Annotated in this window: 30 protein-coding genes; 15 read left to right on the top strand and 15 right to left on the bottom strand. The window is 71.4% G+C overall.

Annotated features, from left to right (window positions below; translation table 11 throughout):
* Positions 1-9: 9 nt before the first annotated feature.
* From pxpB to ACZ5UM_RS06685, 6 genes are all read right to left on the bottom strand, one after another.
* Positions 10-1,923, bottom strand: a complete 1,914-nt coding sequence (gene pxpB, locus ACZ5UM_RS06660) for a 5-oxoprolinase subunit PxpB (RefSeq protein WP_464847659.1) — start codon at positions 1,921-1,923, stop codon at positions 10-12.
* Between the two features lie 167 nt (positions 1,924-2,090).
* Positions 2,091-2,612: a signal peptidase I gene (gene lepB, locus ACZ5UM_RS06665; protein WP_464847660.1), complete on the bottom strand. Its 522-nt coding sequence runs from the start codon at positions 2,610-2,612 to the stop codon at positions 2,091-2,093.
* Positions 2,613-2,643: 31 nt separating this feature from the next.
* Positions 2,644-3,429 (bottom strand): ABC transporter ATP-binding protein, encoded by a 786-nt coding sequence (locus tag ACZ5UM_RS06670; RefSeq protein WP_464847661.1) that lies wholly within the window; start codon positions 3,427-3,429, stop codon positions 2,644-2,646.
* The gene (locus ACZ5UM_RS06675; protein WP_464847662.1) at positions 3,426-4,124 is read right to left on the bottom strand and encodes an ABC transporter permease; all 699 of its coding nucleotides are present in this window, start codon (positions 4,122-4,124) and stop codon (positions 3,426-3,428) included. The genes ACZ5UM_RS06670 and ACZ5UM_RS06675 overlap by 4 nt, the downstream gene beginning before the upstream one ends.
* Before the next feature lie 27 nt (positions 4,125-4,151).
* Positions 4,152-5,111 carry an ABC transporter substrate-binding protein gene (locus tag ACZ5UM_RS06680; RefSeq protein ID WP_464847664.1) on the bottom strand — a complete coding sequence of 320 codons (960 nt, stop codon included), beginning with the start codon at positions 5,109-5,111 and terminating at the stop codon, positions 4,152-4,154.
* A gap of 138 nt (positions 5,112-5,249) precedes the next feature.
* Entirely contained in the window at positions 5,250-6,311 is a 1,062-nt protein-coding gene (locus ACZ5UM_RS06685; protein WP_464847666.1) for a substrate-binding domain-containing protein, read from the bottom strand.
* A gap of 157 nt (positions 6,312-6,468) precedes the next feature.
* On the opposite strand from ACZ5UM_RS06685, the gene ACZ5UM_RS06690 reads away from it, so the two are divergent.
* The 10 genes from ACZ5UM_RS06690 to ACZ5UM_RS06735 are packed head-to-tail and all read left to right on the top strand — an operon-like array spanning position 6,469 to position 14,445.
* On the top strand, positions 6,469-6,987 hold the full coding sequence (locus tag ACZ5UM_RS06690; RefSeq protein WP_464847667.1) for a hypothetical protein: 519 nt from the start codon (positions 6,469-6,471) through the stop codon (positions 6,985-6,987).
* Entirely contained in the window at positions 6,956-8,293 is a 1,338-nt protein-coding gene (locus ACZ5UM_RS06695; RefSeq protein WP_464847669.1) for an AAA family ATPase, read from the top strand. Before ACZ5UM_RS06690 ends, ACZ5UM_RS06695 begins: the two co-directional genes overlap by 32 nt.
* A 23-nt stretch (positions 8,294-8,316) precedes the next feature.
* Positions 8,317-9,153: a Flp pilus assembly protein CpaB gene (gene cpaB, locus ACZ5UM_RS06700; protein ID WP_464847670.1), complete on the top strand. Its 837-nt coding sequence runs from the start codon at positions 8,317-8,319 to the stop codon at positions 9,151-9,153.
* 2 nt (positions 9,154-9,155) lie between these two features.
* Positions 9,156-9,956 carry an AAA family ATPase gene (locus ACZ5UM_RS06705; protein ID WP_464847671.1) on the top strand — a complete coding sequence of 267 codons (801 nt, stop codon included), beginning with the start codon at positions 9,156-9,158 and terminating at the stop codon, positions 9,954-9,956.
* Complete coding sequence (locus ACZ5UM_RS06710; RefSeq protein ID WP_464847673.1) at positions 9,957-11,228, top strand: CpaF family protein; 1,272 nt, start codon at positions 9,957-9,959, stop codon at positions 11,226-11,228.
* 3 nt (positions 11,229-11,231) lie between these two features.
* Positions 11,232-12,131, top strand: a complete 900-nt coding sequence (locus ACZ5UM_RS06715) for a type II secretion system F family protein (RefSeq protein ID WP_464847674.1) — start codon at positions 11,232-11,234, stop codon at positions 12,129-12,131.
* 12 nt (positions 12,132-12,143) lie between these two features.
* Positions 12,144-13,007, top strand: a complete 864-nt coding sequence (locus tag ACZ5UM_RS06720; RefSeq protein WP_464847677.1) for a type II secretion system F family protein — start codon at positions 12,144-12,146, stop codon at positions 13,005-13,007.
* A 3-nt stretch (positions 13,008-13,010) separates the two neighbouring features.
* Positions 13,011-13,466 (top strand): TadE/TadG family type IV pilus assembly protein, encoded by a 456-nt coding sequence (locus ACZ5UM_RS06725; RefSeq protein ID WP_464847678.1) that lies wholly within the window; start codon positions 13,011-13,013, stop codon positions 13,464-13,466.
* Positions 13,463-14,218, top strand: coding sequence for a Tad domain-containing protein (locus tag ACZ5UM_RS06730; protein ID WP_464847681.1), 756 nt, complete (start codon positions 13,463-13,465; stop codon positions 14,216-14,218). The genes ACZ5UM_RS06725 and ACZ5UM_RS06730 overlap by 4 nt, the downstream gene beginning before the upstream one ends.
* 35 nt (positions 14,219-14,253) lie before the next feature.
* Positions 14,254-14,445, top strand: coding sequence for a Flp family type IVb pilin (locus ACZ5UM_RS06735; protein WP_464847682.1), 192 nt, complete (start codon positions 14,254-14,256; stop codon positions 14,443-14,445).
* Positions 14,446-14,482: 37 nt separating this feature from the next.
* Here the strand turns inward: ACZ5UM_RS06735 and ACZ5UM_RS06740 are convergent, their stop codons facing one another.
* Genes ACZ5UM_RS06740 through ACZ5UM_RS06760 form a run of 5 tightly spaced genes read right to left on the bottom strand, consistent with a single transcriptional unit; the run spans position 14,483 to position 19,199 of the window.
* Entirely contained in the window at positions 14,483-15,307 is an 825-nt protein-coding gene (locus ACZ5UM_RS06740) for a type II secretion system F family protein (protein ID WP_464847683.1), read from the bottom strand.
* Positions 15,308-15,323: 16 nt separating this feature from the next.
* On the bottom strand, positions 15,324-16,157 hold the full coding sequence (locus tag ACZ5UM_RS06745; protein WP_464847684.1) for a type II secretion system F family protein: 834 nt from the start codon (positions 16,155-16,157) through the stop codon (positions 15,324-15,326).
* Positions 16,157-17,479: a CpaF family protein gene (locus ACZ5UM_RS06750; RefSeq protein ID WP_464847685.1), complete on the bottom strand. Its 1,323-nt coding sequence runs from the start codon at positions 17,477-17,479 to the stop codon at positions 16,157-16,159. Before ACZ5UM_RS06750 ends, ACZ5UM_RS06745 begins: the two co-directional genes overlap by 1 nt.
* On the bottom strand, positions 17,476-18,597 hold the full coding sequence (locus tag ACZ5UM_RS06755; protein ID WP_464847686.1) for an AAA family ATPase: 1,122 nt from the start codon (positions 18,595-18,597) through the stop codon (positions 17,476-17,478). The genes ACZ5UM_RS06750 and ACZ5UM_RS06755 overlap by 4 nt, the downstream gene beginning before the upstream one ends.
* Positions 18,594-19,199, bottom strand: a complete 606-nt coding sequence (locus ACZ5UM_RS06760) for a hypothetical protein (protein WP_464847688.1) — start codon at positions 19,197-19,199, stop codon at positions 18,594-18,596. Before ACZ5UM_RS06760 ends, ACZ5UM_RS06755 begins: the two co-directional genes overlap by 4 nt.
* Before the next feature lie 99 nt (positions 19,200-19,298).
* Here ACZ5UM_RS06760 and ACZ5UM_RS06765 point away from each other — a divergent pair, with 99 nt between their 5' ends.
* The 3 genes from ACZ5UM_RS06765 to ACZ5UM_RS06775 are packed head-to-tail and all read left to right on the top strand — an operon-like array spanning position 19,299 to position 21,745.
* Entirely contained in the window at positions 19,299-20,060 is a 762-nt protein-coding gene (locus tag ACZ5UM_RS06765) for a TadE/TadG family type IV pilus assembly protein (protein WP_464847690.1), read from the top strand.
* A 13-nt stretch (positions 20,061-20,073) separates the two neighbouring features.
* Positions 20,074-20,772: a TadE/TadG family type IV pilus assembly protein gene (locus ACZ5UM_RS06770; RefSeq protein ID WP_464847694.1), complete on the top strand. Its 699-nt coding sequence runs from the start codon at positions 20,074-20,076 to the stop codon at positions 20,770-20,772.
* Positions 20,747-21,745 (top strand): hypothetical protein, encoded by a 999-nt coding sequence (locus tag ACZ5UM_RS06775; protein WP_464847698.1) that lies wholly within the window; start codon positions 20,747-20,749, stop codon positions 21,743-21,745. The genes ACZ5UM_RS06770 and ACZ5UM_RS06775 overlap by 26 nt, the downstream gene beginning before the upstream one ends.
* A gap of 26 nt (positions 21,746-21,771) precedes the next feature.
* Here ACZ5UM_RS06775 and ACZ5UM_RS06780 read toward each other — a convergent pair whose 3' ends face one another.
* Entirely contained in the window at positions 21,772-22,677 is a 906-nt protein-coding gene (locus ACZ5UM_RS06780; protein WP_464847699.1) for a complex I NDUFA9 subunit family protein, read from the bottom strand.
* Between the two features lie 192 nt (positions 22,678-22,869).
* Here ACZ5UM_RS06780 and ACZ5UM_RS06785 point away from each other — a divergent pair, with 192 nt between their 5' ends.
* A complete protein-coding gene (locus tag ACZ5UM_RS06785) occupies positions 22,870-23,259 on the top strand; it encodes a DUF302 domain-containing protein (RefSeq protein ID WP_464847701.1) in 390 nt (129 codons plus the stop codon).
* Between the two features lie 70 nt (positions 23,260-23,329).
* Entirely contained in the window at positions 23,330-23,701 is a 372-nt protein-coding gene (locus ACZ5UM_RS06790) for a hypothetical protein (protein ID WP_464847704.1), read from the top strand.
* On the opposite strand, the gene ACZ5UM_RS06795 is transcribed toward ACZ5UM_RS06790, so the two are convergent.
* From ACZ5UM_RS06795 to ACZ5UM_RS06805, 3 genes are all read right to left on the bottom strand, one after another.
* Positions 23,698-24,615: a tetratricopeptide repeat protein gene (locus ACZ5UM_RS06795; protein WP_464847705.1), complete on the bottom strand. Its 918-nt coding sequence runs from the start codon at positions 24,613-24,615 to the stop codon at positions 23,698-23,700. The two genes, ACZ5UM_RS06790 and ACZ5UM_RS06795, sit on opposite strands and share 4 nt — an antisense overlap.
* A gap of 142 nt (positions 24,616-24,757) precedes the next feature.
* Entirely contained in the window at positions 24,758-25,582 is an 825-nt protein-coding gene (gene lgt / locus ACZ5UM_RS06800; protein WP_464847707.1) for a prolipoprotein diacylglyceryl transferase, read from the bottom strand.
* Positions 25,583-25,699: 117 nt separating this feature from the next.
* A complete protein-coding gene (locus tag ACZ5UM_RS06805; RefSeq protein WP_464847709.1) occupies positions 25,700-26,026 on the bottom strand; it encodes an ArsR/SmtB family transcription factor in 327 nt (108 codons plus the stop codon).
* Positions 26,027-26,115: the final 89 nt, after the last annotated feature.

The raw sequence follows: 26,115 nt of genomic DNA on the forward strand, positions 1-26,115 counted from the left end.
ACGGTGGGATCAGTCCCGGACCTCCTCCACCTCGCAGAGGAACTCGACGTCCCCGACCATGACGCGGTAGACGCGCACCCCGGGACGGACGGGCGCCGGCCCGGCCGCGGGGGCGGGAACCGGCGCGCCTCCGGGCGCAGTCGGCGGCGCGGCGGACGGCGCCAGCGGGGGCGCTGCCGGGGCCACTGCAGAGAGCTTCGCCTGCACCGCCTCCGCCGGCCGGACTGCGGCAGAGGCACGCCGTTCGAGGTAGCGGCGGATCTGGCCCAGCCGGCGGCGCTCCTGCCAGGCGATCGCGTGGCCCTCCGCGACATCCGCCAGCGCGAACGTCACCCGGTCGCCCTCCTTCAGCTGCGCCGCCCGCCACAGGTCCGTGAAGACCGCCGTGGCGATCTTGGGGTAGCCGCCCAGGGTCTGCCGGTTGCTGAGCAGCAGGATCGGGAGGCCGCTGGGCACCACCTGCAGCGCGCCCGGCGGAATCGGCTCTGAGAGCATCTCCGCAGGCCCGTCGGGATTCAGCCCCGGCCCGACCAGCCGGATGCCCTGCCGGTCCGAGTGGGGGCCCACCCGGTACTCCGCCGCGCAGAGCCGGTCCAGGCTCTCCTCCGGGAACTGGTCGGCCTGCGGCCCCGAAATCAGGCGGACGACAACCCTCCCCTCGAAGGCGGGCACCGCATCGGGCGGAAGGGACCGGCCGGCCAGGTCGGCGGGAGGGTGGAGCGGGAGCCCGATCGGCAGCCAGTCCCCGGCCTGCAGGGGCCGGCCCAGCGGACCGACGTGACCGAAGAGGTCTTCGGACAGGCTGCCCAGCACCGGCGGCAGGTCGAAGCCCCCGGCGACGCAAAGGTAGGCGCGGCAGCCGGCGGTCACCGTGCCCAGCCGCAGCCGGTCCCCCGGCCCCGCGAGCACCGACGTCCACCCGGGCACGGGGCGGGGCGATCCGCCGTCCGCCGGGATCAGCTCGGCGGGGATGGGCGCGCCGGTGAGCGCGAACGCGGCCGGACCGGTGAACTCCACCTCGGGGCCGGTGAGGGTGATTTCCAGCGCCGCGGTGCGGGCGCGGTTGCCCAGCAGCCAGTTGCCGATCATCAGGGACTGCTGGTCGGCGGCCCCGGCCACCGGGACGCCCAGGGCGGTGTAGCCCCGGCGGCCCAGGTCCTGCAGGGTGGTCTGCCAGCCCGGCTGCAGGATGCGCAATCCGGTCCGGCCCGGAGCGAAGGCGGGGAGCGCCGGGCGATGTGCATGCTGCGCCCCTGCCATCTGCTCGTACGCGGCCGGATCGATGGGCACGAAGCGCACCGCGTCGCCCGGCTGCAGCAGGGCGGGCGGATCGCGGTAGGGGTCGAACAGCCGCACCGGGGTCCGGCCGATCAGCCGCCAGCCGCCGGGCGCGTCGCCGGGGTAGATGCCGGTGAGCCGCCCGCCGATGCCCACCGAACCGCCCGGCACGTGCACGCGGGGGTTGTCAAGGCGCGGGGCGGCGATCTGGGGATCCAGGCCGCCCAGGTAGGGGAACCCCGGGCTGAAGCCCAGGCAGTAGACCCGGTACGAGCCGCCTGCGTGGCGCGCGACGACCTCCTCGGGGGTAAGCCCTGCATGCGCGGCCACGGCGCCGAGGTCGGGGCCGTGCTCGCCGCCGTAGAGCACGGGGATCTCCACGGTCCGGCCCTGCGCCTCCGGCGCGTCCGCCCGGGCAGCCGCGTCCTGCACCATCGCCGTCACCTGCTCCAGGCGGATGCGCACGGGGTCGTACTCCACCATGAGCGCATGAAACCCCGGCGTGACCTCCACGATGGCCGGGTGGGCGCCGCGCAGCGCATCCGCCAGGCTGTGGACCCGCCGGCTGGTCGCTTCATCCAGCGTCTCGCCCAGGTAGCAGAGCAGCGCCCGGTCGCCGCAGGGAACCAGTCGGAGATCGGCCAAGGCCATCACCCTTCACCTAGTCTTATAAGCAGGTCCTAATACAGTTCGAGGCGGCCGCGCCTCATCCCTGCCCCCGGCGCGCCCCTTTTCCTTACGATTTCCACCTGCAGAAAGGGTGATACCGGCGCGAAACACCCCCTCCGCACCCTGCGGAGGGGGTGAGCCCTTCAGTCGATCGATCCGATGCGGTCCACGGGCCAGATGCGGTAGACCGCCCGGGCAAAGATGCGCTTCCGCTCCAGCAGCCCCCACTCGTGGCTGTCGTTGGACAGGTTCCGGTTGTCCCCGAGCACGAAGTAGTGGCCTTCGGGAATCGTGACGGGCCCGTACCGGTACCGGGGGGGCTCGGCGATGTACGGCTCATCCAGCGGCTCGCCGTCGATGAAGACCTGCCCGTCCCGCACCTCCACCGTCTCGCCGGGCAGGCCGATCACCCGCTTGATGTAGGGGTACTGCGCCTGCACGGGCGGGGGTGGATCGAAGACGACGATGTCCCCGCGGCGGATGGGTCTGAAGCGGAGCACCAGCTTGTCGGTCCAGAACCGGTCCCCCACCAGGATCGTGGGTTCCATTGAGCCTGTGGGAACCTCCCGCACCTGTCCGACGAAGGTGATGATCAGCAGCCAGAGCAGTACGCCGTAGAGGATGTCCTTCAACAGGGTGAGCAAGGGACGCCATTTCTCAGCCATCCGGGTGCCTCCTGATCGAATGCGTCCCTGTTCAGTTCCACCTCTGCTCAGGCGCTTCCTGCCGCGGGCGCGAATCCAGGGTCCGCACCAGGTCGTGCGCCACCTGCACCAGGTCCCGCACCAGCGGGGTCGCGGGCTGGTTGAACACCTCCGCCGGGGTGCCGATCTGAAGAAGCTTCCCTTCGGCCAGCACGGCCACCCGGTCGGCCAGCGGCGGGATCTCGGTGAAGTCGTGGGTGACGAACAGCGCCGCGGTGCCCGAGGCGGTGAGAATCCGGCGCAGGTCGGCCAGCAGCCGGGACCGGGCCAGCACGTCCAGCGAAGCCGTGGGTTCGTCCAGGTACAGCAGCCGCGGGCGGGTGGCCAGGGCCCTGGCGATGGAGACCCGCTGGGCCTCGCCGCCCGAGAGCTGCCGGGCAGAGCGGTCGGCAAGGTGGCTGATGCGCAGCTGCTCCAGCATCTCCATCGCTACCTCCCGCCGCCTGTTCGCGGGCACCCCTCTCAGCCGCAGCCCGAGGGCCACGTTTTGCAGTACGGTGCCGGTGAGGAGCAGCGACTCCTGGAAGACCACGGCCATCTTCCGCCTGAGGGCCAGCGCCTCCTGGGGGAGGCTGACCTGCCGCCCTTCCCAGAGGTAGCTGCCGAAGGAGGCGGGGATGAGCAGGGCCAGGGCGTGCAGCAGGCTGGACTTCCCGGAGCCGTTGGGGCCGATGACCGCCAGCACCTCCCCCGGCTGGATGGCCAGGTGGGGGATCTCGACAACCACGCGGTTCCCCCGCTTCACCTGGATGTCGGTGACCTCCAGCAACGCTGTCATTGCGGCCGCCCCCTTTGCTGGAGCCGGGTGAGGGCATACGTGACGAGCCAGATCAGCAGCATCAGGATGATCGACAGCGCGATCGCCACGTCGAAGTTGCCCTTGCTGACCTCCATGACCGTCGCGGTGGTCAGTACCCGCGTCCGCCCGAGAATGTTACCGCCCACCATCGTCGAGGCGCCGACCTCGGAGATGACGCCTCCGAAACCGCCGATGACCGCCGCCAGCAGCGACAGGCGGGCCTCACGGATGAGGAGCCAGTACAGCTGCCAGCGGGAAGCCCCCAGGGCCAGGATCTGGTCCTGCAGCTTGGGGTTCAGCTGGCCGATGCCGGCCAGCGCGAAGCCCGTGACCAGGGGCAGCGCGATGATGAACTGCGCGATGATCATGGCGGTGGGGGTGTACATCAGTTTGAGGTAACCGAAGGGGCCGGAGCGCCACAGCAGGAGCGACACGGCCAGGCCCGCGACCACCGGCGGCGTGCCCATGCCGGCGTTCACGAGGCTGATCATCAGCTCACGTCCGGGAAAGCGGGCGAGCGCCAGCAGGCAGCCCAGCGGGATGCCCACCACGATGCTGAGCAGGGTCGCCGTACCGGCGACCCTGATGGTCAGCAGCGTAACCCGTACGAGTTCCGCATCCCCGGACGCGAGCATCCGCAGCGCGGCCACGATGCCCTGTCCGATCAGTTCCAAGCCACATACCTGCCTTCCGCTTCAGTGCTAACCGCCGAGAAGGTCCTCCTCCGTCATGCCGCCGTCCGGGTAGAAGAGCGGCTCGCCGTACTTGTCGATGCCGAAGGTCCGGATGATCTCCTGGACCTCATCCTCCAGCATGAACTCCACGAAGGCGGCTGCGCCCTCGGCGTTGACCAGCGGCCACTTCTCGGGGTTGACCTGCATCACGTGGTAGATGTTGAGCAAGGGCGCGTCGCCCTCGAGCACGATCTCCAGGTCGATGTTCTTCTTCTGGGCCAGGTAGGTGCCCCGGTCGCTCAGGGTGTAGGCCAGCTTCTCGTTGGCGACGTTGATCGTGGCGCCCATGCCCTGGCCGGTCTCCTGATACCACTCATTTCCCGTGGGATCGATGCCGGCTTCATTCCAGAGGGCCATCTCCTTCTTGTGGGTGCCCGACTCGTCGCCCCGGGAGATGAAAAGGGACCCGCTTTCGGCGATCTTCTTCAGGCCCTCGGCCGTCCTGGTCGTCCCCTTCACACCTGCGGGGTCATCGGGCGGGCCGATGAGGACGAAGTCGTTGTGCATGACCAGCCGGCGGTTGATGACCGCGCCGCTCTCGACCAGGGGCCGCTCGGACTCCGGCGCGTGCACCAGCAGCACGTCCGCCTCACCGTTCTCGCCCAGCTTCAGGGCCTGGCCGGTGCCCACGGAGACGGTCTTGACGATGAAGCCAGTCCGCTCCTCGAACATCGGCACCAGCACGTCCAGCAAGCCGGTGTCCACGGTGGAGGTGGTGGTGGCCAGAATGACCTCGGGGTTCTCGGGGGCCGCCGGCTCTTCAGACCCGGCCGGGGTCTCCGACTGGCTTGACGGTTCCTGGGGCTGCTGCTCCTGCTGCGGCTGCGGGGTGGGCTGCGGCTGGCTGGTGGGTTGCTGGCCCGCGGAGCAGCCGATGATGAGGGCCATGATCGCTGCGAGGACCACGAAAACGCGCAGGCGTTTCATCGAAAATCCCCCTTCTGCGTGTTCTTGCCTGACGGAACATAACCGGTGCGAGACCAGCATCGCGGTGCGACCGCCGTTATGTCCAGTTAGAGCATAGCGCAGCGGGGGGCGGAAGACAACACGATTTTGCGTTATCGGTTACGGGAGGAGGAAAAGCGGCTCTCCGAACGATTCCGCGCCGAAGGCGCGGATCACAGCCCGGCCGGCAGGGCCGGTGGCCCACGCCACGAAATGCCGGGCGCCCTCGCCGTTGACCGCGGGGAAGAGTTCGGGGCTGACCGGGATCAGGCAGAACTGATTGACCAGCACCGGGTCGCCGCGGAACAGCCCTGCGTAGCCCTCGGGGCACGCCATGACCAGGGTCGCGGAATCGATCAGGGTGTACGCTCCCACGGCCGCGGCGTGGCGCAGGGTCGCGATGTTGCCCTTGCCGCCCAGGGCCCAGGGCTGGTACCAGGGGGCGGAAGGCATGATGCCGGCCTGCTCCCAGAGCCGGAGTTCCCGCACATGGGTGCCGGACCGGTCGCCGCGGCTGACGAAGGGGTGGCCGCCCCGTGCGATGCGCCGCATGGCGTCGGCCGCGGAGGCGGCGGTGCGGATGCCGGCGGGGTCCTCCGCCGGGCCGCAGATCACGAAGTCGTTCTGGGCCAGCGGGTGGCGGCCGGTGCCGTATCCGTCCGCCAGGAACCGGGCCTCCAGTTCGGGCGCGTGCACCAGCACCAGGTCCACCCGCCCGGCCCGGGCCAGGTCGAGGGCCTGGCCGCTCCCCGCGGCGATATAGCGGACCCAGTGGCCGGTCTCGGCGCGGTACGCCCCCACCAGCGCGTCCACCAGCCCGACCTCGACGGGCCCGATGGTGGAGGCCATGAGCAGCGGGCGATCCGCCAGGGCATCCGAACGCTCCGGTCCCATGATGACGGCGGCCTCACGCGTGAGGAGGCGGTGGCGCCGGAGCAGATCCTCGCCGGTCTGCGTGAGCTGCGCCCCGCCGCCTGACGGGCCGCCGACCTTGCGGACGAGCAGCGGGGTGCCGATCTCCTCCTCCGCCTGCCGCACCAGCCCCCAGGCATAGCGGTAGGACATGCCCAGGACCTGCGTCGCCTTCCGGAGCGAGCCGTGCTGGGCCACGGCGCTGAGAATGGCACAGAGTCGGTCGAACTGGTCATCCCTCGCCAGCAGCGGGCGATAATCGGCCGGCATGCACTTCACCCCGTTTCAACCGAATTCGATTGCTGCAGCGACGATTCCTGTAGTCGCAATACGCTCCCAGCGAAAATACCCGTTAACCTCTTGCGCCGGAGAGCAGAGTTGCTAAAATATGGGTTGGAAAGAAATGGTTATGCTGGGAGGACGATCCATGACCGTGCCATCGGCCACCTGGAATCCGCCTGCACCGCAGCACGGCGCGGTGATTTGGACCCGGACCTGGCGCATCGTCACGTATGGCGATGCGGTTCCCCGGGGGACGCGGCTGTACGTGGCGCTGGGCCCGGGGTCGCTCGCCGAGGGGTACGAGCAGCTCTTTCCGTTCCTGGAGGCGCAGCGGCTGTGCCACCGGCACGTGCGCTCGCCCGAACTGCTGCAGCGGCTGGAGAGTCTGGCAGCCTGGGCCGGCAAGTCGGTTGCGGTCGACCCGCCGGAGTCCGCTGACCCGGCCGAGATCGCCCGGGCCCTGGACGATCTCCTGGCCGGGCGGGGCCTGACCGGACCTTCGCTCATCGCCGGCGCCCAGCCCTTCGGCGGCAGGACTGGGCTGGTGTTCATCCGCCGGGCGGAACCCCGGGAAGAACCGGGGGGCGCGCGCCTGTGGCTGGCGCGCCTCCTGGGCGAGGGGAGGACTGCTCATGCGCCCCGCGGCCTTGGCGTGCACGGGTGACCCGCTGCTGGATCAGATGTTGGGCGAGTGCACGAGCTTTGCCCTCGCGCAGCCGCTCACGTGCGAGCGGGCGGCGGACGCCCTGCCGCTGCTGGCCGAGGTGCGCCCGGCTTTGATCTTCGTGAGCCCGGCCCTCAGCGACGCCGATGCCCTCCTTCCGGTGAAGGGCCCGCGCATCTGTTGGCTGGAGGAAGGGTGTGCGCCCGAGGGGCCAAGGCCCGCACCCCCTGAGGGCGTGGCGCTGCTGCGGGCAGAGCGGCTGACGCCAGAGGTGATCGACGAGTGGGTGCGGAGCCTGCAGAAGCCGGCTGCACCCCGCCCGGTGCCGCCGCCGGCGCCGGTTCCCGCACGGCCCCCGGCCGGGCCGGCGCCCCGGCTGAAGCCCGCGCCGCCTCCGCCGGCCGCACGCAGGCAGGGCCAGCCTGCGCCCGGGCCGCCGATGCCGGCCCGAATCTCCGCTGTGCCGGAGGCGCGGCGGCCCGCCATCCGGGTCCTGCGTCAGCAGGTGGTGGCGCTGTGGGGCGGCAAGCCCGGCGGCGGCCGTTCAACGCTGGCCCTGGGCCTCGCAGACCTGCTGGCCCGCTCGGGGGAGCTGCGGGTCTGCACGGTCGACCTGAATCCCTACAACTCCTCGCTGGCCCCGCTGCTGGGCCGGGAACAGGAGATGCCCAGCTGGGTGCGTCTGGCCGAGGCCTGCGAGCGGGGCCGGACGCCGCCGGAGGACTGCCTGCACTGGATCCGGTCCAACTGGGCGCTGGTCAGCGGGCCGGACGGCCGGCCCGACCTGGTCGCCAAGGTGACGCCCGAGGCCATCGCCTGGCTGGTGGACGGGCTGCGCAGTCACTTCGATTATATCATTCTCGACCCGGAGGCACGGCCAGGCCCCATTCGCGACGCCGCGGCCCGCCTGGCCCAGGTGGTACTGGTGACCGTGACCTGCGACTACCCGGACGTGCTCGACACCGCCAGAGGGTTTGAGGCCGCGCTGGGTCAGGGAGTGCTGACGCGGGACCGCTGCCGCCTGGTGCTTACCCGCTGGCTGGACACGCCGTACGTCACGAAGGCGGAAGTGGCGGACTGTTTCGGGCTGCCGGTGTCCGCGGTGATCCCGCTGCGCCCGGAGGCGGCGCTGCGCGCCGCGGGAGAGGGACAGCCGGTCACCCGGCTGGCGGACCCGGGTGCGGCGGGGCTTTCGCAGGCCCTCGCCGGCCTGCTGGAGGTGGTGGCACCTGCGCTCGCCGCCGCCGGAGCGGAGCAGACGCAGACCGGCACGGGCAGCCCGTGGCTGGCCTGGCTGAGCCGCTAGGTGCAGGTTGGAGGGAAGAGAGGATGCGCGGAAATCTGGGGCGGCTGGCCCTGCTCGGCGCTTTTGTGTGCGCGCTGCTGGCCGCCTGGTTGAACATTCGGTTCCTGCAGATGCAGCAGGAGCGCTTCGCCGTGCTCACCGTCGCTCGGGAGGTGCCGCCGTACACGCCGGTGGGACCGGAGGCCCTGCAGGTGGCGGAGGTGCCCCGTGAAGCGGTGCCGGCCGACGCTGTCACCGACCCGGCGGCGCTCCAGGGGCGCTACACCCGGGCCCTTCTGGTCCCCGGCACCATCCTGCGGGAGGCGCACCTGGTGCCCGCCGGCGGGTCCAGCCTGGCGGCACGGCTGGCCGCCGAGCCGTCCGGGGAGGTGCGGGCCATGGCCCTGAGGGTCGATGAGGCGACTGGCGTGGCCGGCACCCTGCAGGAGGGCGATCCGGTGGACGTGCTCGTCGCCATCAACGCCGACGTGGCGGAGGGCCATGAGGCCGGGCAGGGCCGCGCCCCACGGGGCACGCTGGCCAGGGTGATCGCCCACCGCGTGCCCGTCCTCCACGTGCAGCGGGACGACATGGGCGGCCCGAGCGCCGTGGTGCTTCAGGTCACGCCCCGCACCGCGGAGGAGATCGCCTTTGCCCACGCCAACGGCATGATCTGGCTGCTGACGAGCCCGTACGTCGGGCCGGATGAGCCCGTGGCCACCACAGGGGTCGACCGCCAGGTCTTCCTGGAGCGGTATGGCATCAGCCAGGGCGTGGAGGAGGAGGCCGCTGAGGGTGAGGTTTCCGCGTCGGCCGGGCCCGTGGCTTCCCGGGCAGAACCCGGGGCCCTGCCGGTCGCGGGGCGGGTAGGAGGTGACTAGCCGTGGCGAAAGGACTGGTCATTGCCCTGTGGAGCCCAAAAGGGGGCGTGGGCAAGACGCTCCTGGCCGTGGCGGTCGCGCTGCGGCTCAGCGAGCGGCAGCGGACCGTCATCATCGACGGGAACGCCGACAATCCGGACCTGGTCACCCTGCTGCAGTCGGCCAGCCTGCCCAACATCGGCACCTGGCCCGGCCGGGTGGCTCCGGAGGAGGTGGAGAACCACCTGGTGCGCTGGACCAGCCGCCTGTTCGTCCTGCCGGGCCCCACGCGCGTCATCGATGAGGCGGTGCTCTCCGCGGAGGCGATGGAGTCCGCCGTGAAGTCGCTGTCCGGAGCGGGCATGCATGTTGTCGTCGACCTCTCTGCGGGCCTTCGGGATTCCACCCTGGTGGCGCTGGACCTGGCCGACTGGGTGCTGCTGCCCGTCACGCCCGACCTGCTCGCCCTCACGCCCCTGAAGCGGATCGCCCGGGAGCTGGACTTCCTGAAGCTGCCCGCCGGCAAGTTCCGGGTGGTGGTGAACCGCGAGACGGAGGGGCAGGAGATCAGCACCGCGGATATCCGGGAGCTGAGCCCGTTTCCCGTGCTCGGGGCGGTGCCTTCCAGCCGTCAGGCGGCGCAGGCGGTCAACCGGGGAGACCTGCAGGCGGCCCTGGCCGTGTCGGCTCCGGTTGGGAAGGCGGTGCAGGTGCTGCTCAGGGGCATCGTCGACACGGAGGCGCCGGCGCAGCCGATGGCCGCGCCGTTCGGGGCCGGGCTGCTGTCGCGGCTCTGGCCCATCGCGGGCAGGGAGGGGGCGTAATTGACCAGCCGCGCGCTGCTGCAGAGACGGGTCGGCGCCGCGCTGGTGCGCGACCCGGCCGCCCAGGTTCAGTACGAACGGCTGCGGGATTACGTCCGGGAGCGGCTGCTGCAGGAGATCAGCGGCGACCTCCTCCTCCGGCCCTCCGACGCCTCCCTCCGGCTCATGGCCCGTGAGCGGATCGCGGCGGTGCTGGAGCGGGAGGGCTCCGTCCCCGCCGCGGTGCGCGAGACGATGGTCACCCGGCTGGTCCAGGACCTGGTGGGCTTCGGCGTCCTGCAGCCCCTGATGGACGACCCCGAGGTGACCGAAATCCTGGTCAACCGCTACGACGACATCTGGGTCGAGCGGCAGGGCCGGCTGGAACGGGTGGAAGGGCTTGCCTTCGAGAGCGACCAGGCGGTACGCCACCTGGCCGAACGCATCGCCCAGCCCATCCGGCGGCGCATCGATGAGCGGCACCCCATCCTGGACGCCCGACTGGCGGACGGCAGCCGGGTCTGCGCGACGCTCTCCCCGCCCGCCCTGGACGGGTGTGCCATCGCCATCCGCAAGTTCAACCCCCGCATGCTGGACTGGCAGACCCTCGTGGCCACCGGCACGCTCTCCCCCGAGGCCGCCGACTTCCTCCGGCGGGCGGTGCGGGCCCGGTGCAACATCCTCGTCACCGGCAGCACCTCCAGCGGCAAGACGACGGTGCTGAACGCGCTGTCGGCCTTCATTCCGGCCGAGGAGCGGGTGATCACCATTGAGGACGCGGCGGAGCTGCAGCTGCAGCAGCCGCACGTCCTGCGCTACGAGACCCGGAGCGGCAACGCCGAGGGTCAGGGAGCCATCAGCATCCGCGACCTGGTGCGCACCGCCCTCCGGCTCCGCCCCGACCGGATCATCGTCGGCGAGGTGCGGGGCGGCGAGGCGCTGGACATGGTGCAGGCCTGCAACACCGGCCACGACGGCAGTTTCTCCACCCTGCACGCCAACAGCGCCCGGGACGGCCTCGCCCGCCTGGAGACCATGGTCCTCATGGCCGACAGCGGCCTGCCCATCCGGGCCATCCGGCAGCAGGTGGCCTCGGCCTTCGAGCTGATCATCCACTGCGCCCGCCTGCGTTCCGGGCAGCGGCGCATCGCAGAAATCGCCGAGGTGGACCTGGAGGAGGAAAGCTACCGCCTCCGCCCGCTGTTCCGGTGGAACCCGTCCCTGGACAGGCTGGAGTCCACCGGCGTGCGGCCGGAGCGCGTCGTCCGGCGCTACTTGTGGGAGGAGGGGTAGGGCGTGCCGTACCTCGCCGCACTCTGTACGTTCCTGACCGTGGCCCTGGCGCTGGGCGGGATCGCCCACACCCTCCGGCGGCGCTCCCGGCTGGCCGAGCGGCTCCTCAGAGACCGGGACCCGCTGGAGCAGGAGGGTGCGGCCCGCCCCCGCGGCCCGGGTCTGCTGGAGCGGCTGGAGCGGGAGGCCAGGCAGGCGGGGCTGAACCTGACCCGCCGCCACCTCGCCCTGGCCTTTGGGACCAGTGTCGGGCTCGCCGCCCTGTTCGCCCTCGCCGGCGACCTGACCAGTGCGGCCGCGCTGCTGCTGCTGGGCCTGGTCGGGCCGCTGCTGCTGGTCCGGCACCGGGCGCGCGCCCGCGCGGCCCGGTTTGCGGAGCAGCTGCCCGAGACACTCAGGCTCATGGCCAGCGTCATCCGGGCCGGAGGCACCCTCTACCAGGCGGTGCAGACCGTGGTGCAGCAGGCCCCTCAGCCGATGCGCGGCGAGTTCCTGCGGGTGGAGCGGGCGATGCAGCTGCAGGTCTCCGCGGGTGACGCCCTGGCGATGATCCGGGAGCGGGTCGGGCTGCCGGAGTTCACCAGCGTGGTGGTGGCGTGCAAGGTCGCCGGAGAGGCCGGGGCTGACCTGGACCGGGTGCTGGAGTCCATCTCCCGCGAGCTGGTCGAGGACCGCCAGTTCCTTTCTGCACTGGAAGCGGCCAGCGCCGAGGGCAAGGCCAGCGCCCGCCTGGTCACCGCGGTCCCGCTGGTGGTGATGGCCATCGTCAGCTACCAGAATCCCGGGTACTTCGGGGAGGCCCTGGCCGATCCCGCGGGCCGCATGCTGATCCTCGGCAGTCTCGCATCGATGGCCCTCGGCTGGCTGCTCATCCGGCAGATCACGGACGTGCGCAACTGGTGAGAGGTGAGTCCCATGGCCGCAACCTGGTCGTTTCTGGCCGTGCTGCTGTTTGGCTTCGGCGTGTACGACCTGGCCACCGCCCGCCGCCGCAGGCTGCGGGCGATGGTCGAGCGGGCGGGAAGCGTCGCGGTCCAGCCTGCCGGGGGCCGGCGGCTGCAGGACTGGCTGCGGGAGCGCGTGTGGCCCCGGCTCCCGCTGGTTCCCGGCGTCGGATCGCTGGAGGAGCTGCGCCAGCTTCTGCTCTGGGCCGGCCGTCCCGCCGGTCTGGGGGCGGAGGAGTTCTACTTCCTGCAGCTGGTCCTCGCTTTTGCCCTGGCTCTGGCGTTCCTGGGGCTGCACGGCTGGACCGGCGCGGCCCTCGGATTGGTGTTGGGGCTCTGGGCGCCCCGGGCGTGGCTCAGGCGCCGCGTCGGCGAGATGTCCCGCCAGATCCGGCGGGAGCTGCCCCAGTTCGTCCACCTGCTCGCCACCTGCCTGGAGGCCGGCCTCAGCCTGACCGAGGCCGTCCGGCGGGTGGCTGCGGAGAGCCCGGGGGTGCTCTCCGGCGAGATGCTGCGCACGGTCCACGAGATGGCCGCGGGCAAGCCGGCGCAGCGGGCCTGGCGGGACCTGATGGACCGGCACGAGTCGCCGGAGCTGAAGGAGGTGGTCTCGGCCATTCAGCAGAGCCACCAGTGGGGCGTCTCCATCGCGGAACAGCTCCGGTTCACCATGCGGGCCATCCGGCAGCGCAAGCAGCAGCAGGCACAGCAGAAGGCGCAGGAGGCCTCGGTGCGCATGCGCGTGCCCATGGCGCTGCTGATCCTGATGCCCACCATCGTCATCATCCTGGGGCCGGCCGTGCTGCGGCTGCTCCGCCAGTTTGCGGGGGGATGACCCTTGACGCTGTGCCGCCTTCTCCGCAGTCAGCGCGGCAGCCAGATGGTGGAGTTTGCGCTCCTGGCGCCGATCCTGCTCTACCTGGTTCTCTGCATTCCCGTGTTCGGGATGTTCACCCACAGCTGGATGGTGGTGGCAGGCGCCGCCCGTGCGGGGGCGCGGGAGGCCAGCCTGCTGCGGGTGCAGGGCAGCCGGGAGGCCGCCGCCCGTCAGGCGGTCGACCTGAACCTGTACCTGAGGCGGTCCGACGGCGAGATCGTCTACTTCGACCCGGCACGGGACGTGGAGGTGCAGATCCGCGGTGCGGCGGTGACCGTCCGGGTGACGTACCACCAGCCTTCGTACCTGCCCCTGCTCAGCGCGCTGCTGGGGGGATCCGGCGAGGCCGGGGCCGGCACCGTGCCGATCACGGCGTCTGCGACCTTTCTCATCGAGCAGGGGGGAAGTCTGAAGTGAGCCGGTGCCGCACAGGGGAGCGAGGGTCGACGTCGGCGCTCTTCGTCTTCATCTGGGCCGTCGCCCTGCTCGCCATCGGGTTTGCGCTGGACATCGGCCGGGTCTTCGTCCTCCGGGAGCAGCTCCGCACCGCCGAGGAGGCCGCCGCCCTGGCAGGCGTGCAGCAGGCCCGGTACGTCGTCGAGGCCCGGTTCCGCAGGGAGGAGAACCGACCGGTGCTGGAGTGCGCTCCGGCGCCGCCGGCGGCGCCAGGCGAGGCGCCGGGCCAGGACTGCCGCCTGGCGGACAACTGGGTGGAGATCGAGCCGGCGGTGATCCGGGGACCCGAGGCCCAGGTGTGGCCCGATGCCCACCGCCTCTGGTCGGAGCAGTGCGCCCGCTACAACGTGCGCTGCGCCCGGCAGTATCACGCGGCCGCGTGCTGGATTGAGCCCCGGTCCGACTGGGCGGCCCTGCGCACCGCCGCGCTGGAGGCGTTCCAGCTGAACGCGGGGTGGGGCAGCCAGGCCCGCACGGTGGGCCCGGTGACGGTCGAGATCGAGACCGACGGCAAGAGCAGGCCCAGGCAGCTGAGGGTCGGCGTTTCCGCCGTCCTGGAGGTCGACACCCTGCTGCTCCCGCTCGTGGGCGTGGACGCACTGACCGTGGTCACACCGGGGCCCCGGACCACGGCGGAGCTGGTCCGGCGGGAGTGGCCGGGGCAGGTCACCTGGATCGGCGGGACGCGGGTGCTCTCACCGTGCCTGCAATAAATAAATGCGTAAATGCAAGAAAGGATGGGTTCGAAATGCGCAGGATCGCCAAGGGGTTCCGTCGTCTGCTGGTTCGCCAGGAAGGGCAGGGGATGACCGAATACGGCCTCATCATCGCACTGATCGCCGTGGTGCTCATCACCACCCTGACGGGGCTCAACAAGGCCCTGGACAAGACCTTCAACAAAGTGACCACCCAGCTCGAGGCAGCTGTGAAGAAGAAGTGAGCACGGAGCAAGCCCCCTGCCGGCCAGGGGGCTTGGCTCACGGACTGAACTGGGTCAGGAAGGCGTAGATCGCCGGCCCTGCCGCCATGGCCAGCACGGCCGGCAGTACAAACAGCACCAGCGGCAGCAGGAGCTTGACGCTGGCCCGGGCGCCGGCCTCCTGTGCCAGCCGCCGGCGCCGGTCCCAGGCCTCTGCCGCCTGCATGCGCAGCGTCGCGGCGAGCCCTTCGGTCCCCTTCTCCATGGTCTGCACCAGGGCGCCGACGCAGCGGGTGAGGTCCCGCACGTCGAGCCGCTGGGCCATGTCCAGGAAGGCCAGGGCCGGCGGCTGCCCCATGCGGATGTCGGCCAGTGCGGCCTGGACGGCATCTCCCAGTGGCGTGCGGCTGTTTCGGGCGTAGTGGTCCAGGGCCGGCAGCAGCTGCAGCCCCGACTCGGTCAGGATCGCCAGGGTAAAGAGGAAGTAGGGGAGGTCCTTCTGCACCGCCCTGCGCCGGGCCGCGGCGGCGCGGGCCACTTCCCGGTCCGGCCCCTGGAAGGCCCAGATCGCCCCTGCGAGGCCGAGCCAGGCCAGCACGGGCCTCCCCAGGAGGGCGAGCAACAGCGCAGCGGCGAGACCGAGCCCCGCCAGCCTGAGCTTGCGCGCCGCGAGCTCCTCCAGGGTCAGGCCGAGGCCCGACACCGCGAGCTCGCGCGCCAGCCGGCCCGAGGCCAGCCGCTCCGCCAGGCGGCCGGTGACCCGGCCCCGGATGCCGCCCGCCCGGGGAGGTTCCCACAGGCCTCGGACGACCGGGTCGTCGCCGCGGGGCAGGAGCAAGAGAAACACGGCGCCGGCGACCAGCAGTGCGATGATCACCGTCACGGAACCGCCCCCCTGCTCACATCTCGATGCTGGCGATGCGCTGGGCCATCCAGTACCCGCCCGTCACGAAGAGCAGAATCAAGCCGAGCGCGACCTGCCCCCACAGGGTCGCGTGGAAGACCGCCAGGTAAGCGGGGTTGGTGATGCGCACGATGAGGTAGATGCCCAGGGGGATGACGGCCAGAATCGCGGCCTCCGTGCGCTTCTGGGCCGTGAGGACCTGGATCTCCCGCTCCACGGCCAGGCGGTCGGCGACCATCTGGGCCACGTTGCCCATCACTTCGACGATGTTGCCGCCCAGGCGGCGGGTGGTCACCAGCGCGTCCACCAGGGCCGCGACCTCCTCCAGGGGCACGCGGGCCCGCAGCGTCCGCAGCGCGTCGTCCACCGGCGCGCCGAGCTGCACCTCCAGGGCGGCCAGCTCGAGCTCCCGGATCAGCCCGCCGCCCCGGGGGTGCAGACGCCGCAGTTCCACTGCGCAGCGCTGCAGTGCATGGGGCAGCGACTGGCCGGCCTTCAGCGAGGTGGCCAGCGACAGCAGCGCCTCCTGCAGCTGGTCCCGCAGGGCCTGCGCTTCCCGGCGGGTCAGCGCCTCGCTTGCGCTCCTCTGCAGCAGGAAGCCCGCCGGAAGGCAGATGAGGGCGGTCACCCAGCTGCCCGTCAGCGCGAGCACCAGCGCGAATGCCCCGGCCGGCATCAGCCGCAGCGCCCGGACGCCCGCCGGCGGTGTGCGCTGTCCCGCCGAGGGGGCGTGTCCTGAGGGCGTATCCCCGGACCTCCGGGCTGTGCCCCCGGGCATGAGGGCCAGGAAGACCGAGCCGGCCGTCAGGAGACCGATCAGTACGTGCATCAGAATCCCTCCGGGAGCGGAACGCCGGCCATCTGGAACTTCTCCCGGCGCGCGACCGGCCTTCCGGCGGGAAGCAGTTCCCCGGCGTCCAGGTCGTACTGGAAAACGGGCTCGGTCACCACCTCGCCAGCCTGCACGCCGACGACCTCCAGGATCTGCAGGAGCCTGCGGGATCCGTCGGGGAGCCGCTCCAGGTGAAGGATGAAATCCACCGCGGCGGCCACCTGCTGGCGGATAGCCGGGACGGGGAGGTCCACGCCCGACATGAGCACCATGGTCTCGATGCGGGCCAGGGCGTCCCGCGCAGAGTTCGCGTGCACGGTGGTCAGCGAGCCGTCGTGGCCCGTGTTCATGGCCTGCAGCATATCCAGCGCCTCGCCGCCCCGGCACTCGCCCACGATGATGCGGTCGGGGCGCATGCGCAGCGACGCCCGCACGAGGTCCCGGATCGTGAGCGCGCCCTTCCCCTCCACGTTGGGCGGGCGGGCCTCCAGGCTGACGAGTTTGGGCAGGCCGGTGAGCTGGAGCTCGGCCGAGTCCTCGATGGAGATCACCCGCTCGTGGGGCGGGATCTTCATGGACAGGGCGTTGAGGAAGGTGGTCTTGCCCGTGGATGTGCCGCCCGAGACCACGAGGTTGCACCTGGCCTGCACCAGCCGTTCCAGGAACGCCGCCGCGAGCGGCGTCAGGGTGCCGGTTTCGGCCATCTGCTCCAGCGTGAGCGGACGGCCGGGGAACTTGCGGATGGTGAGCACGGGGCCGATGAGCGACACCGGGGGCAGGACGACGTGCACCCGGGCGCCGCCGGGCAGGCGGGCGTCTACGATGGGCGTGGCCTCGTCCACCTTTCGGTTGACCCGTGCCACGATGCGCTCGATCAGGTGCAGCAGCTCCGCCTCGCTCTCGAACCTGAGGGGCTGCCCGTCCTCGCCCACGGCAGGCTCGGGGTGCCCCGCCCGCTCCACGAACACGCGGTCCGGCCCGTTGACCATGATCTCCTTCACGGTGTCGTCCTGCAGGAGCGGATCCAGAATGCCGAAGCCGTAGATCTGGCGCTGGAGCCTGTCCACCAGGGCCGCCTTTTCGGCGTGCGTGGGGTTCAGGTAAGGGAAGCGTTCGGCCAGCACCTCCTCCAGGAGGGACCACATCCAGTCCCGGGCCTCGCGGTCATGGAGCGCCCCCAGCGGCGGGCCGCCGGCGCGCAGCCTCTCCCGCACGGCCTCCAACACGGGGCGGAACCGGTCGTGTGCACGCGGCGCCGGGACGGCGCCCGCGGTGCGCCCCTGCCGCCGCTCGATCAGCTGCCGCAGACTCCCGTTCATGTGCCCAGCACCTCCCCGATGAGCGCTTCCGCCAGCCGTTCCGCGGCGCGGGCGGCGCCGCTGCCCGGCCGGAACCCGGCAAACCGCCCGGACGGGTCGAGGACCGGCCTGGCTTCCTCGGGCACGCGCACGGCCGGGCGGTACGGAAGGAAGGCCAGCACCTCCTCGACGGACGGGGGCACAGGTTCCCGCACCCGGTTGAGCACCAGGTGAACCTGCCCGGGCGGGATCTGCAGGCTGCTCAGCAGCGCCTCCACCTGCACCAGCCGGTAGGCGGAGACGGTCTCGGGCTGGCCGATGAGGCAGATCGCGTCCGCCGCCGTCAGGGCGGCCGCGGCCTGAAGGGTCATCTCCGCCGGCGTGTCCACCAGGGCGCAGGCGCAGCCGCAGGCCCCCAGCAGCCGCAGCACCGCTTCCACCAGGTCCGGGTGCACCTCGTCCATGACGGCCGGCCCTCCGCTGGGCAGCAGGTAGAGCCCGGGTTCGACCTCCCGGAGTGCGGCCGCCAGGCGCTCCGGCCCGGCAGGATCGCCCAGCAGCTCCTCCGGCGGGATACCGGCGAGATCCGCCCAGCCGCCTCCGGGCCGGACGCCGAGGAGCGGCGCTCCGCCGCCTCCGCCGCTGACCTCCACCACCGCCACAGTGTGCCCGCGTCGCTGCAGCAGGCGGGCGGTGTGGAGGAGCAGCGTGGTGGTGCCCGCGCCGCCGCGGGGCGAGTGAAAGGCGATGACGTGTCCCGCCGCCGCGCCTGCGGCGCCGACTCCCAGCAGGCGGCGAAGCAGAACGGCCGCCCGCGCCGGTTCGGCGTCCGGGCAGAAGGCCAGCCCGAGGTCGGTTGCCCTGCGGCGCAGCCCGGAGGGTTCCGCTCCCCCGTCCATGCAGAGCACGGCGTAGCCGGCCGCGGCGAGCTCCCGCGCGCACGAGAGCCCCTCCAGCCCCAGGGCCGCGTCGAAGACCACCGCGTGAACCGGACAGACGGAGAGGCGGTGCAGGAGGGTGTCCACGTCGGGTGCCGAGAACGCCGCCGAGAGTTCCAGGGCGGGGTGGTCCGCGAACCAGCGTTCCAGCCGGCCGGCCAGGGCGGGGGCCAGGCCGCAGAGAGCAACCTGGAACGTCACCGCAGGATTCCCTCCAGACGCCGCACCACCTTGACCGTCACGCCGTCCGCGGCCGCGAGCACCAGGGGCACCTGCTCCTCGGGCACGAGCACGGTGATCCAGTCTGCCTCCGCCTGCACCACCCGGGCGGCGGTCAGGATGCGCAGGGCCTCTCCGCCCTCCGCCGGGACGACGTAGAGATCCACTTCTTCCGCAGGCCGCAGTTCCGGCAGGCCTGGCTGTTCGGCCCGCAGGCTGACGACGCGCAGCTCCTCCGGCGGCGCCGTCTGGCCGCCGGGCGGCTCCTGGCTGACATTTACGGCGGGGAGGAGCGGCTCACCGGCGAGGATGGCGCGGGTGGCGAACCACGCGGCCGGGATCTCGGCGGCCGTCCGGGGCAGCGCCTCCCGGGCCAGCAGGCGCCGGGTGGGGCTGTGGACCTCAACCAGCTGCAGGAGGTCGTCCCGGAGCTGCATGCCCGGGAGGATCTCCTGGCGGGCGACCCAGATGACCTCGCTGTCCGATCCCGCGGCCGCCCCGACGTTCCCCAGGTAGACGAGGGTGAGCACGCCGGCCAGCACGGCGCAGGCCGCTGCCAGGAGATAGCGCATCCGGAAATGCATGCCATCCACCTCCTGTCCCTAATCACGGATCAGGAGGCGCAATGGTTCAACTGATCATGGCGGTTTGATTCGACGATAAAGCGTTTGGGGGTGGTCACCGTGGGTCGCAGACCCGCAGGCCAGCGGGGGAGCGCAGCCGTGGAGGTCGCGCTCGTCCTTCCCGTGCTCTGCCTGCTGGTGATCGGCGGCTGGGTGGCGGGATACATGGCGTATGCCAAGATGGCGCTGGCGATGGCGGCCAACCGGGCGGCCCGGGACTTTGCTGCCGAAGTGGCCTTGCACGGCCGGCTCGCCGAGCCGGACCGCGCCTACCGGTTCGACGGCGGCTTTGCCGAGAGCTTCGGCCTGCCGCGGTGGGCCGTGCGCGCGCTCATCATGCGGACGAAGGCCGGCCCGGGGGACGGCCCCTCGGATCAGGCCGTGGTCGTGGCCATGTGCTACCGCCTGCCGCTGACCCTGCCCGGCGGGACCGCCGCTCCGCTCCGGCGGGCAGAGGCGGCGTCAGGCGCCGAAGAGACCAGATTCGGGCTGCCGGAGAACGCGCTGCAGGCGCACCCGTCGGTCTGGCGGGAGATCGAGGAGGAGGCCGCGGCGTGGGGGGAGCTGGTGCGCAGGGCGGGAGCCCTGACCGCGCTCGGCCGGCGCGCGGCCGGGGAGGCCGGGTGGGCGGCGGACCTGTGGCGGCAGGCGATCGAAGGCCCGCCGGCGGATTTCACGCCGGTGGACGTGCCCGACCCGGAGGGCCCCGACGGGCTGGAGCGGGCGGTCCGCCGGCAGTGCGCGCCGCCCGCCGGGGAAGGGAACGCCCTCATCGTGACCGCCCGGTCGGCGTACCTGCTCCAGACCGTTTTCGAACCGTAGGGAGGCGGGGAAGATGAAGAGGATCCTGGCCGAGACGAAGGGGTCGGTCCTCGTGGAGGCGGCCGTCACGCTGCCCCTGGTGCTGCTCCTCACCGTGGGCGGCATTTCCGTGCTGCTCTGGCTGCACCACAAGACCTGGCTGCAGGTGCTCGTGAGCGAGACCGCGCGGGAGCGGGCGGCCGACGCGACCTGGACCGGCTACTACAAGGACATCCGCGACAGCCTGACACGCCCCGATCCCGGGCTGATCCTGGCCGAGGCGCGCCTGTTCAGCTTCCATCTGCCTGCAGACCCGCCCCTGGTCGTGGCGGGCGCCTGCGCGGCGCCCGCCGGGGTCGTGCCGAGACCCCCGGTGCATGCTCCCCCGGATGCCGATCCCGCTCCGCCCGAGAAGGGCGGGTGGCTGGGGCCCGTGCGCGCCCTGCGCCAGCACCTGAGCCAGTGGCTGAACGGGCTGGAGCGGCAGGCCGGGCAGGCGGAGGCGCATCTGGACGCGGCCGTGGCGCTCGGGGAGCAGGCGGTCTGGTACCGCCGGGTGGCGGACAACCTCGCCGGGGGCGACCCGTACCTGGCCCGGCAGGCCGCGTACGCCCTCGCCGGGGCGGCGGTGGAGGAGCTTCTGCCCCTTCCGTGCCGGCAGGAGGGCGCCGGCGAGGCGGTGCTGGCGGCGAGGGCGGTGATGCAGGGTGAGCGGACGTTTGGGCAGCGCTAGGCCACGACAGGCGGGGTACGTCTCGGTCTACGTCGCGCTGGTGGTCAGCTTGGTTCTGGTGCCGCTGACGCTGATGGTGATCGACCTTACGGTGCTGGCTTACTGGCGCGCGAAGCTGCGCAGCACCGCGGACGCCCTGGCCCTCGCGGCCGTAGTGGAGTCGCGGGAGTTCCACATTCCGATTCCGACCGAGTTCGTGGGCTACTTTCCGGTCAACGGTTTTCTCCTCAACGCGCTGCACCTCAGCAACCTGCGGCCGGGCGGCCTCCGCACCCCGGTGGAGCCCAAACTGGAACGGCTGGCGGAGCTGAACCAGGACCGCGCCGGCCTGCAGGTCCGGGTGCGGACGGGCGAGGCCCTGGTCCTGCCGATGGGGAACTTCATCTCCCCCTTCATGTACGTGCAGCTTCCGGTGGAGGCGGAGGTGCCGCTTCTCACCCCGCTGGGGGCGGTGCTGGGCAGCGACCGGCCGGACGCCGTCACGTTGCGGGCCGAGAGCTGCGCGGCCGCCTGGTACCGCCCGGACGCGTGGGTCCACCGGTGGTGGGACGCCGATCCGGAGACGCTGGTGAAGACCATCGACGCGGTCATCAACGTCACGGACGAGCCGCAGAAGTACTACCGGCTGATCAACTGCGTGGACGAGCCCTCCGACGTGTTCGCCCTTCTGGAGGTTGTGGCGCAGGAGCACCTGGCGCTGGACCCCGAAGCCGTGGCGTTTCTCCACGAGTGGCTGGGCAGCCGACCCGCCCAGCGGGAGGTGGTCCGTGCCCGCCGGGGACTGGAGCGGCTGCCGGAGCGCTGCGGCCCCGGCGACCCCTGCGTCGACGGGTCCCGGGAGTCGATCGAGCAGTGGACCCGCAGCACCGTGGAGCAGCGGCGCGCGGAGGAGGAAGAGGCGCGAAGGCGCGCAGAGGCCGCCCGGAGGGCGGCCGAACAGGATCGGGAGCGCCACGCGCCGGACGGCGGATGATGCGGCAGCCTCCCGCCCGTGCGCCATCACCTTGCCCGCAGGTACGACAGCCCCTCCGCGAGCGGGGTCAGCTTGATCCCCAGGTCACGCAGCGCCGGCGTGTTGTCCACGGGCTCCTCCATGAGCACGAAGTCGACGGCGGCGGGCGAGAGCGGCGGCGCGGGCAGGAACTGCAGCGGCCAGGCCGCCAGCTTCACGAGGCCGGCGGGGCTGTGCAGCAGCGGCCTGCGCCGCCCCATGACCCGCAGCATGGTGCGGATGATCTCGTCCATGGTCAGCTCCTCGGGCCCGCCGATCTCGTACGTCTGGTTCACCGCCGCCTCAGTGCGGAGGCTGGCGGCCACGGCCTTCGCCAGGTCCTCGACGAAGAGGGGCTGCACGCGCGTCTTCCCGCTGCCGATGACCGGCACGAAGGGCAGCAGCCGGGCGAAGGTCGCGAACTTGTTCAGGCTGCGGTCCTCCGGCCCGTAGACCCAGGAGGGGCGGAAGATGGTGTAGGGGATGCCGCTTTCCCGGATGGCCTTCTCCGCCATGAGCTTGGCGATGAACCAGGGCCGGGTCTGCCCCTCCCGGGTGCCGGCGCCCGACAGGTAGACGAAGCGCTGTGCGCCGGCCCTTCTGGCCGCCTCCACGAGGCGGACGGTTCCCTCCCCGTCCACCCGGATGTAGGTGTAGCCGCGCCGGGGGTTCTCCACCGGGTGGTTCGGGAACTGCACCGCGCTGACCACGACCTCGGCCCCCTCCAGGGCGGGGCCGAGGGTGGCCGCGTCGGTGGTGTCCCCGGTCCGGATCTCCACGCCCGGGGGCAGCTTCCCTCGGGCCCTTTCGGGGTTCCGGGACAGGACGATCACCCGGTGCCCTTCCCCCGCCAGCAGCCGCACGATGTGGGAACCGATGAAGCCTGTTCCGCCTGCCACCATCACGACAGCCATAGCCGATCCCTCCCCAATTTGCCCCTGCCGTTCAACCTCATCGTATCGGGAATTGCGGACATTGCCCAGCGCTGTGCTCAACGCTGTCCGAAAAGCGCCAGAAGCCGGCCATCACGTCAGGCTTGATTATACTCTACCCCGTGGGGTATTATGGAGGCGCGTTGTGTCAGCATCACGCATGGGGGTGTTCGTGTGGAGTTCGCCTACGAGGTCCGTACAGAGAAGTCCGTTGACGAGGCGGTCGCCGCGGTGCAGGCGCACCTGACGGAGAAGAAGTTCAGCGTGCTGTGGGAGCTGAACGTCAACGAGACGCTGAAGTCCAAGGGGTTCGACCTGGCGCATGAGGTGCGCATCCTGGAGGTGTGCAGCGCGCCCAAGGCGAAGGGGGCCCTGGAGACCAACCCGATGGTGGCCTACTTCCTGCCCTGCAAAATCGTGGTGAAGCGGGCGGAGGGGCAGACGACCATCGGGCTTACGCGGCCGTCCGCGCTGATGGGGCTCATGGGCGACGCGCGGTTCGATGACCTGGCCCGGCAGGTGGAGGCTGACCTCAGCGCCGTGGTGGACGCGGCGGCCCGGTAGCGACCGCCCAGACAGGAAACCAACCCGCTCTTGCAGAACCTTCCGATGCGGAAGGGGGCATGAGCGGGTTATGCTTTGGCTTCAGATCAAGCAGTTCTTCGTCATCGCCCTGGCCGCTGTGAACGCGGCGCTGCTCGCATGGGCCCTGCATACCCACCGGCAGCGGCGGGCGCTGCCTGCCGGGTACTACAGACTGGTGCCCGTGTCCGCGGCCATCGGCATCGTGCAGCTGGGCATCGGCATGTTCTTCCTCATCCAGGGACGGCAACCCTACCTGCAGCACGTGCTGTACGGTACCCTGGTGGGGATCGGGGCCGTGCTGCAGCTCGTCCTGCTTCCCGGCACGCCGGCCGGTCAGCAGTACCGCGGCCGGCCGCTGGTCCACGCGGTGCTGGCGCTGTTTGTCGCCCTGGTCGGCATCCGCTCCTGGATGACGGGCTAGATCCGCCGGAGCGCGGCCCGGAGGAGCCGGCCGGCCGCGGCGCCGCCCAGGAGCCAGACGGCGGTGAGCAGCAGCAGGGCGCGGCCCGCGGGGAGCAGGGCGGGGAAGTACTTCCAGAGGAACTCCAGCAGGCGGAAGAACAGGTAGTACAGGAAGGCGACGATCAGCCACCCGGTCACGGTGAGCCGGGAGAGGTGGATCAGGTGGATCAGGACCCGGTGGAGCACGGGGCTGCGGCCGACGGTCCCGGCCAGCCGCTCCTCGGCCTCCAGGCTGCCGGGTATCTCCTGCAGGGCCCGCTGCAGCGCGCGGCGGGCCTCCGCCGCTCGCCCCGCCTGCCGGTGCAGGTCGGCCTCCGCCAGATAGGCGGCCGGCGACTTCGGGGCGGCCGCCTGGGCCTTCCGGAACTGATCCAGGGCCCCGGCCTCGTCGCCCTGCGCCGCCAGCGCCAGGCCCAGCTCGTGCAGGAGGCCGGCGTGGCCGGGCGCGCCGGCCAGCGCGCGGCGGGCCGTGGCCACCGCGGCTGCCAGGTCGCCGGTTTCCCGCTGGCACGCGGCCAGCGTCGCGAGGTAGTCGGGGTGGCCCGGCATGAGCCGGCAGGCGGCCTGCGCCGCCTCCAGCGCCTTCTGGCCGTCGCCCCGGTGCAGTTCCGCCCGGCCCAGGACGTGGTGGATCCAGGCCGTCCGCGGGCTCTGTGCGGCGGCGTGCCGGGCGGCCTTGACGGCCTCGTCGCCGCGCTCCAGGGCGAGGAGGCTGGCGGCGGCCACTCCCAGCACATCCGGCGGGAGCGGGCCGGACTTGGACTGCTGATCGACTTCCGCCAGGACGGCGGCGTGCTCCCCCTTCTGGTACATCTCCAGCAGCGCGCGGGCCGCGGGTTCCAGTTGCTGAAGTTCGGCAGGCGAGATGATCATCGTCAGGCTGGTGCCTCCCCTGGTCCGTTTGGGGAGTCGGATTCGTCGCGCTAGGCGAAAGATCCTTCTCTGCGCGCAAGCGCCCCGGGGTCTGTTTCCCGGGGCGCTTTCCGATCGTGCGCAGGAGGCGCGGCCCGCGGCCTCACCCGTCCGTGGATGCGGGGGGCTGCGGGAGATCCGGGGGATCTGCCGGCCGCCGCAGGTGGTAGACCAGCAGCACCGCACCCAGGGCCGCCAGCAGGACCGCGGCCAGCTGGGCCACGCGGATCGAGCCGAAGATAAAGGAAGAGTCCTGCCGGATGGATTCGATGAGGAACCGCCCGGCGTTGTAAAGGATCAGGTACAGGCTGAAGATGACCCCCGTCCTCGGGCGCCGCCGGTGAAGGAGATAGAGGACGGCGAAGGTCAGGAGGTTCCAGACCGACTCGTAGAGGAACGTCGGGTGCATGACGGTGCCGTTGATCGTCATGCCCTCCCGCAGCCAGCCGGGCATGAGGCGCACGAGCCCCTCCGGGGCCGGGTCGCCGTAGGCCTCCTGGTTGAAGAAGTTGCCCCAGCGCCCGATGGCCTGCGCCAGCGGCAGGACCAGGCCGACCACATCCGCCCACCGCCAGAAGGGCTGCCGGCGCCGGGGGAGGTAGATGGCGGCGGCGATCGCCCCGCCCAGCACCGCTCCGTGGATCGCGAGCCCGCCGTGCCAGATCATCAGGATCTCGGCCGGGTGCTGGCGGTAGTACGGCCACTGGAGGATGAAGACCTCGTAAAGGCGCGCGCCCAGGATGCCCGCCGGCACCAGGACCATGGCGAAGTCGGACACGAACTCGGGGTCGAGGCCCCGGTCCCGGGCAAACCGTCCACCGAGCCAGATGGCCAGTGCGATGGCCGACACGATGATGATCCCGTACCAGCGGATGGCGAGCGGGCCGATCTGAATGGCCACGGGGTCGATGAAGGCAGTGGGTTGCATGGCGGGCCTCCTCTGCTCGCAATGGGGTCTCAACATCCCCCATTATGCCAGCCGAGAACGGGAGAGGGAAGACCGGATGCCCGGCGGGGCATCCGGTCTCATTGCGCATGCAAGGGGCTATTGCACCTGTTCGAGGAGCTTGGACTGCTTGGCCAGCTGCTCAACCAGTACCTTGCGCACCGACGCCAGGGTCTCGAGGATCTGCTCGGAAGCGACCCTGTAGTACATGTTGAGCCCTTCCTTGCGGGACTCGACCAGTCCGTGCTGCTTCATCAGGGAAAGATGCTGCGACAGGTTGGGCATGGTAACATCGACGGCTTTCGCCAGATCGCCCGCGGTCATCTCCTGGTCCTTCAAGGTATATAGGATCTCCAGCCGCTTCGGGCTTGCCAGCACCTGGCAGAGGCGGGCCTGCATCTCGTAAATACGCCGATCCTGCTCCACGGAATCCCACCCCCTGAAAACCAGCCACTTAAATAGAAATTTATCACCCGTTGCAATTATCATCGCGAAGATTGAGCCACTTGTCAATC

The organism is Symbiobacterium ostreiconchae (assembly GCF_055396975.1).